Annotated in this window: 8 protein-coding genes and 1 pseudogene; 6 read left to right on the plus strand and 3 right to left on the minus strand. The window is 63.6% G+C overall.

Annotated elements, in window-relative coordinates:
* Window positions 1-953 (minus strand): DUF3422 family protein (locus EN879_RS18310; RefSeq protein ID WP_127274164.1); only part of this gene is annotated, 953 nt, incomplete at its 3' end.
* A gap of 206 nt (window positions 954-1,159) precedes the next feature.
* Here EN879_RS18310 and EN879_RS18315 point away from each other — a divergent pair.
* From EN879_RS18315 to EN879_RS18325, 3 genes are read left to right on the plus strand one after another with little or no spacing between them, the layout of a single operon-like run.
* Window positions 1,160-1,963, plus strand: coding sequence for an FCD domain-containing protein (locus EN879_RS18315; RefSeq protein WP_032808722.1), 804 nt, complete (start codon window positions 1,160-1,162; stop codon window positions 1,961-1,963).
* A 19-nt stretch (window positions 1,964-1,982) separates the two neighbouring features.
* Window positions 1,983-3,128 carry an alpha-hydroxy acid oxidase gene (locus EN879_RS18320; protein WP_013530347.1) on the plus strand — a complete coding sequence of 382 codons (1,146 nt, stop codon included), beginning with the start codon at window positions 1,983-1,985 and terminating at the stop codon, window positions 3,126-3,128.
* Between the two features lie 27 nt (window positions 3,129-3,155).
* Window positions 3,156-3,929, plus strand: a complete 774-nt coding sequence (locus tag EN879_RS18325; protein WP_063170129.1) for a metallophosphoesterase — start codon at window positions 3,156-3,158, stop codon at window positions 3,927-3,929.
* 38 nt (window positions 3,930-3,967) lie between these two features.
* On the opposite strand, the gene EN879_RS40645 is transcribed toward EN879_RS18325, so the two are convergent.
* The gene (locus tag EN879_RS40645) at window positions 3,968-4,099 is read right to left on the minus strand and encodes a hypothetical protein (protein ID WP_013893872.1); all 132 of its coding nucleotides are present in this window, start codon (window positions 4,097-4,099) and stop codon (window positions 3,968-3,970) included.
* 293 nt (window positions 4,100-4,392) lie between these two features.
* On the minus strand, window positions 4,393-5,091 hold the full coding sequence (locus tag EN879_RS18335; RefSeq protein WP_063170470.1) for a type 1 glutamine amidotransferase: 699 nt from the start codon (window positions 5,089-5,091) through the stop codon (window positions 4,393-4,395).
* An 88-nt stretch (window positions 5,092-5,179) separates the two neighbouring features.
* On the opposite strand from EN879_RS18335, the gene EN879_RS18340 reads away from it, so the two are divergent.
* The 3 genes and pseudogenes from EN879_RS18340 to EN879_RS18350 all read left to right on the plus strand — a co-directional run.
* On the plus strand, window positions 5,180-5,827 hold the full coding sequence (locus EN879_RS18340; RefSeq protein WP_063170128.1) for a hypothetical protein: 648 nt from the start codon (window positions 5,180-5,182) through the stop codon (window positions 5,825-5,827).
* Between the two features lie 31 nt (window positions 5,828-5,858).
* Window positions 5,859-6,593 carry a 16S rRNA (uracil(1498)-N(3))-methyltransferase gene (locus EN879_RS18345; RefSeq protein ID WP_013530342.1) on the plus strand — a complete coding sequence of 245 codons (735 nt, stop codon included), beginning with the start codon at window positions 5,859-5,861 and terminating at the stop codon, window positions 6,591-6,593.
* A gap of 144 nt (window positions 6,594-6,737) precedes the next feature.
* Window positions 6,738-7,063 (plus strand): annotated as a pseudogene (locus EN879_RS18350) (glutamate-cysteine ligase family protein); the annotation flags it as partial.

Genomic DNA, 7,063 nt, shown 5'->3' on the forward strand with positions numbered 1-7,063 from the left:
GTGCGCATTGCGGGCGCCACACGGCGCTGCAGGAACCCGCGCCATGTGTCATAGCCGGGCACAGCCTCTTCCTCGAGTGCGTCCAGCCGTTCGCCGACGATGCCGTCATAGGCGCGGCTGGCGCCGAAACGGTAAAGGCTCGACGCCGCGTCCGCCTCCAGCTCCGCCGCAAGTTCGGTCAGATCGGCCAGCAAGGTCTGGCTGTCCCGTGTCCCGGCGACCTTCATTTCCAGCGTGGTCTGCGCCAGCCGGTCTTCGATGCGGCGGGCGCGGCCGGACAAGGTCAACGCCAGCGGCAGGCCGAGCATGGCCAGCGTCCGATAGGTCTCGATGTCGATAAGCCGCTGTGACAACGCGCCGGTGCGCGCCGGGGTCAAGCCGCGATCGAGCAGCAGCATGCGCGTCAGGCCATCGCCATCCTGGCGAAAATCGGTGACGATGGCGGCGTTTCCGCGCTCGACCAGCGAGTAGCACAGGCTGGTCGGATCGAAACCGGCTATCAGTTGCTCGCTTGCTTGCGTCCATTTGCGGATTTCGAGCCTGATGCCGGAGATGCAGGTTCCCGGCGGGGAAAACCCGTTGCCGAAGGGTGAGTCCTCCTGCGTCCTGCCGCTTTCGGAAAGCGGCCCTTCCCACAAATAGGTCGAGAATTCGGTGTGCCGCTCCCAGCGCAGCGAGCCCTTGCCCCATTTCATGGCATGGTGGCGGGCCTGGCGGTCGGGCGCGGCGATGCCGAGGCGCCGCGACAGTTCGGAAAGCACCGCGTGGTCGACGCCGGAGCCGCCCTCCGTCATGAAGGCGAGTTGCATCAGGACGCGTGGCTTTTCGATCAGCGGATGCGGCCGGGCATGAACCTCGCCGAGTGCGCCGGGCCGGCCCTCATGCGCGGGAAAGCCCATGACGCTGCCCTTGGCGCGCGGCTGGAATTCGAGATCGGACGGGTCGTCTGACACGGCTTGTTCCCCGGGGGTTTCCTTGAACCCGCTTGCACTCGCGTCCCTCTAGTGCCAATGGCCTGACGACGCAAACGGCAAAGTTAGCCGAAGATCACGGGATCGGGCGGGAAATCGGCCTGCTTTTTGTCAATTGGATAAATAATTTGACCAGTTGGCGAGGCAGGCTCTATTCTGCGGCACCGGTTCACCTTCCAGGCATTCTGTTGAGCGACATTTTTTCCAGGATCGAGCATTCGCGCACCGCCGACGAGGTGGTGCAGCAGATCGAGAGCCTCATCCTCGAAGGCGTGCTGCGCACCGGCGACCGGCTGCCGGGCGAGCGCGAGCTTGCACGCCAGTTCGACGTATCGCGGCCGATCCTGCGTGACGCCCTGAAGGCACTGGAAGGACGCGGCCTTTTGACGACAAGGCCCGGCGGCGGCACGCATGTCGCCGATGTCATCGGCCAGCTCTTCACCAAACCGGTGACGGACCTGATCTCGATGCACCGCAAGGCAGTGACCGACTATCTGGAATACCGCCGCGAGATCGAAGGGGTTGCGGCTGAATATGCGGCACGGCGCGCCACCCCAGACGACATGGCGCTGCTCGACAAGATCATGGCACGCATGGACGATGCGCACCGGACCGGCGACTTCGACGACGAGGCCGAGATCGACGTCGAGTTCCACCACGCGATCTGCGAATGCGCACACAACATCATCCTTTTGCACACGCTGCGCTCCTGTTATCGGCTGCTGTCGGAGGGCGTGTTCCAGAACCGGCTGCTGGTGTTCACCGTACCCGGCGCGCGCGACGCCCTGCTCGCGCAGCACCGGGCGATCCATGCGGCGGTGAAGGCCGGCGACCCGGCCACCGCCCGCCAGGCGGCGATGGACCACATCACCTATGTCGAACGGTCGATGGCGGAGGCCGAGCGCAGCGGCGACTGGCAGCGCGTCTCGCGGCTGAGGTTGAAACAGCGCGTTGACGCCACCGATACAGAACCAGCACGCAAACGCTCCTAGCTATCGAAACGGGAAGCCCATGAGCCAGATCCTGACCATCGCCGACCTCAAGGACCTCGCACGCCGGCGTGTGCCGAAGATGTTCTTCGACTATGCCGATTCCGGTTCGTGGACCGAAAGCACGTATCGGGCCAACGAGGAGGATTTCCAGAAGATCAAGTTCCGCCAGCGCGTCCTCGTCGACATGGACAACCGTTCGCTGGCATCGACGATGATCGGCGAAAAAGTGTCTATGCCGGTGGCATTGGCGCCAACCGGCATGACCGGCATGCAGCACGCCAATGGCGAGATGCTGGCGGCGCAGGCGGCGGAGGAATTCGGCGTGCCGTTTACCTTGTCGACGATGAGCATCTGCTCGATCGAGGATGTCGCCTCGGTTACCACGAAGCCGTTCTGGTTTCAGCTCTATGTGCTGCGTGACAAGGATTTCGTGCTCAACCTGATCGACAGGGCAAAGGCGGCGAAATGCTCGGCGCTCGTGCTGACGCTCGACCTGCAGATTCTCGGTCAGCGTCACAAGGACATCCGCAACGGGCTTTCGGCGCCACCCAAGCTGACGCTGACCAACATCGTCGACATGGCCATCCGCCCGCGCTGGTGCGCCGCCATGGCCGGCACCAAGCGGCGGACCTTCCGCAACATTGTCGGCCACGCCAAGGGCGTCGGCAACATGGCCTCGCTGGCATCGTGGACGACGGAGCAGTTCGACCTGCATCTGTCGTGGAAGGACGTCGCCTGGATCAAGGAGCGCTGGGGCGGCAAGCTGATCCTCAAGGGCATTCTCGACAAGGAGGACGCGCTGATGGCGGCCAAGACCGGCGCCGACGCGATCATCGTTTCCAACCATGGCGGGCGCCAGCTCGATGGTGCGTCGTCGTCGATCGGCGTGCTGGAAGAGATTGCCGACGCGGTCGGCGACACGATCGAAGTGCATATGGATGGCGGCATCCGCTCCGGCCAGGATGTCCTGAAGGCGCTTTGCCTCGGTGCCAAGGGAACCTATATCGGCCGGCCGTTTCTTTACGGCCTGGGGGCGCTTGGCAAGGAAGGGGTTACCAAGGCGTTGGAAATCATCCGCAAGGAGATGGACATCACGCTGGCGCTGTGCGGAAAGCGTCTTGTCACCGACATGGGCAAGGACCAGCTCCGGCGCCAGGTCCCGTGACCGCCTGACCACGGAGACACCGAAAAGTTGGCAGAATCCGGCATCCATTTTCTCGACGCGCATGGGCCGGACGGCATCCGTCTCTATGCGATCGGCGACGTCCACGGCCGGCTCGACCTGCTGGCCGCCATGCATCTGCGCATCAGGGCCGAGATCGAGCAGGAGGCGCCTGCCGACTGGCGCGTCATCCATCTTGGCGACTATGTCGACCGCGGGCCGGACTCGAAGGGCGTCATCGATTTCCTGATCGAAGCGCAAGAGCGAGACCCTCGTCACCTGATGCTGGCCGGCAACCACGACATCGGCTTTCTCGATTTTCTCAAGACCCCTGACCCGGAAGGGCTTTTCATCCGGTTCGGCGGCATCCAGACGGCACAGTCTTACGGCGTAACGATCAGTGAAGGCACAAGCGTGTGGTTCGGCAAGGCCGAATCGGCCGTGCGCAGAGGACATCAGGCACTGGTCGAGGCCGTGCCGCAAAGCCACATCGACTTCCTGCGATCGCTGCCGTTTTCCGTGACTTTCGGGGACTTCTTCTTCTGCCATGCCGGCATCAGGCCGGGCATTCCTCTGGAGAAGCAAAACCCGCAGGATCTGATCTGGATCCGCGACGTCTTCCACAACCACCCCGACCTCTATCCGAAGATCGTGGTGCACGGCCACACGCCGGTGCCGGAGGCGGAAGTGATGGCAAACCGCGTCAATGTCGACACGCTTGCCTGGCAATCAGGCATGCTGAGCGCGCTCGTCATCGACGGCGCGGACAAACGCATCCTGACAATGACGATTAAGGAAGCTTGAGCGCCGCGCGTCGGAGGACGCGAAAGACGCTTCCCGCTTTAGCGCAGCGAGGCGGTGACGCCGTAACCGTCGACGGCGTTGTGGTTGTTGGCTGCGTCGGCGGCATAGATGCCGAGACCGCACAGCACGATGGCGGACAACATGGCAAAGGACAGAAGCGCTGCTTTCACGGAGGTCATCTCTTGTTGAGCTTTCTGCATCTGTGCACCAGGCGGTTACCAATGCGTTGAAACGGAGAATTCGCTTCAAAGTTTCGACGATTTTGCGCTTCTAGGCATGTTCTGTATCAACGGTGTGTCGCGCGGGTCACACAAAAGGTTCATAGCCGTTGCACAGAAGATGCAGAGCGCGCGCCTTCTAGGATGGCGGGCGGACACAAGCCAAGAATGAAACCGTTTTCCCCAGGCGGTTTCACCGCCGCGTGCCAATTATGTCACGCTGGAGGGTACGGAGAGACCAACGCTCAGATGGTCGCTACCCAGGCCCGGGCAATGGCGAGGCCAGCGGCATCCGCATCGGGCCCGTTGCGGGCCATTTCGCCATCGAGCTTGCCGGCCCAGTCGGGATGGCGCGCAGCGATGGTCGGGGCAAAGGACGCGCTCCAGTCCTTGACCATCGGCCGGTCGGCCTCGAAATGAAACTGGAAACCGTACACGGCTCGGCCGACGCGAAACGCCTGGTTCTCGGCGACCTCGTTGCCGGCAAGCCGTACGGCGTTTTCGGGCAACACGAAGGTGTCGTCGTGCCATTGGAAGATCGGGAACTTTGCCGGTAGAGCGCCCAGAACCGGATCGGCCTTGGCGTCAGGCGTCAGCGACACGCCGTGCCAACCGAACTCATTGGCGCCGCCGATACGGTTCTCGCCACCAAAGGCACGAGCGACGAGCTGGCTGCCCAGGCAGATGCCGAGCACGGCGCGATCCTTGTCGGCAAAGTCGCGGGTCAGTTCGAGCAGTGCCGGGAAATAGGGATACTCATCGTCGGCCAGCGCATTCTGGCCCCCGCCGAGCACCACCATGGCATCATGCCCGGCCGCGTCATCCGGCAGGGGATCGCCCCTGTAAGGGAGACGCAGGTCGAGATCGGCGCCCGCTTCCGCAAGTGCTGCGCCGACCTGGCCGAGGCCGGTATTGTCGTAGTTCTGGACCACCAGCACCCGCATCGCAAAACCCTGCTGACATGAAAAAGCTGCGACGAGCGATATCATGCCGCTCGCATTGCAGCCAAGATGCGTGTCCGGAGAGAAAACTATGCCACTGCAGAACCGGGTCGATCCGTTCGGCGCCATCCATGCCGTGCCCGATCGCGGCATGTTCACCGGCAATCGCGGCATCATCCACGACCCCGAGACGAAGACGCTCAAGAAAAAGCGCTGGGCGCTTCAAGCCTGGATCATCTGCGTCTGCCAATTCCGAAATGTGCGGCGCGAACCGATGGGCCGCAACAGGAAGGGCGGTAAAGCGGGCTGGACCGAGCTGTTCTTCCTCGACGAGGTGACCGCACTGGCGGCCGGGCATCGCCCCTGCTTCTTTTGCCAGCGCGAACGGGCCAGGGATTTCGTCGGCCGCTTCGGCGAAGCCTTCGGCATCGCCGAACCGCGCGCGCCGATGGTCGACAAGCGGCTGCACAAGGAGCGGCTGGCGTCAGGCGGCAAGCCGCCGGTGATTGCGGTTGAAGACCTTGCCGGCCTGCCGGACGGCGTCGTGGTTGCGGATGGCGGCACTGTTTATGCCCTGCGTAGCGGCAAGGCACTGCGCTGGTCCTTTGCGGGATATGAGCACCCCAACGATTTCGACATGCTCAAAAGCAAGACACTCTCGCTACTGACGCCGGCCACGACGCTCTGCGTGCTGCGGCACGGCTTTCGGCCGGTGTGGCATCCGACCGCCGAGGCTTGACGCCGGCGGCCGGCTCGCTCATTCCTCGGCGATGCGCGCCAATTACAAAATGCAACGTCTGTTCGTGACCGACGATCTCGCGCCGGACATCGAATTCGAGGCCGGCCAACAGCAGAGCCACTATCTCCTGCATGTGCTGCGGCTTGGCGAAGGCGCCGAAATCCTGGTGTTCAATGGCCGCGACGGCGAGTGGTCGGCGGCCATATCGGCGAAGACGAAAAGGGCGGTGCGGCTGAAGGTGTCGGCGCTGCAGCGGCCGCAGCCGCCTCTGCCCGATCTCGTCTACTGCTTTGCGCCGCTGAAGCAGGGCCGGCTCGATTATCTCGTGCAGAAGGCGGTCGAGATGGGCGCCGGCATCCTGCAGCCGGTCATTACCCAGCACACGCAAGTGGCCAAGCCGTCGATCGATCGCCTGCGCGCCAATGTCGTCGAAGCCGCCGAGCAATGCGGCATCCTGGCGGTGCCTCAGGTGCGCGAAGCCGAAAAATTCGACCGCCTGTTGACCGGCTGGGACACAGAGCGACGGCTGATCTTCTGCGACGAGGATGCTTCGACCAACAATCCGCTGGCCGCGCTGCAGGCGGTCAAGGAAAAGAAGCTTGGGCTGCTGGTCGGGCCGGAGGGTGGCTTTTCCGACGACGAGCGCAAGATGCTGCGCGCCCTGCCCTTCGTCACCGCCATTCCGCTCGGCCCGCGTATCCTGCGCGCCGATACGGCGGCGGTGGCCGCATTCGCGGTGATGCAGGCAACGGTCGGAGACTGGTGAGACGTCATCCCTTGCAAGGGACGCAGAGTTCCAGCAACGTTCAATTCCTGTTGACCTGTGGCTCAGGATTTTTCGCTTGATCGTCTGCTGACATTTCGTCCATTTACCGCCGGCGGTCATCCGGCCGCCTCTGAGGGTACCATCATGGCGCGCGATACGACCGATTTCCGCCCGATCGAAGGTGTCGACGAACTCGTCGAGCACCTGGCCGAAGGCAACAAGCCGCGCGACAAATGGCGCATCGGCACCGAGCACGAGAAATTCCCCTTCTATGTCGACGGCAATGCACCGGTCCCCTATGGCGGCGAGCGCGGCATCCGCGCCATCCTCGAAGGCATGCAGGAAAAGCTCGGCTGGGACCCGATCGTCGATGACGGCCGCATCATCGGCCTGGTCGAACCGACCGGCCAGGGTGCGATTTCGCTGGAACCCGGCGGCCAGTTCGAGCTTTCCGGCGCACCGCTGGAGAC

This window comes from Mesorhizobium sp. M7A.F.Ca.AU.002.02.1.1 (assembly GCF_003998535.1).
Lineage (GTDB): Bacteria > Pseudomonadota > Alphaproteobacteria > Rhizobiales > Rhizobiaceae > Mesorhizobium > Mesorhizobium ciceri.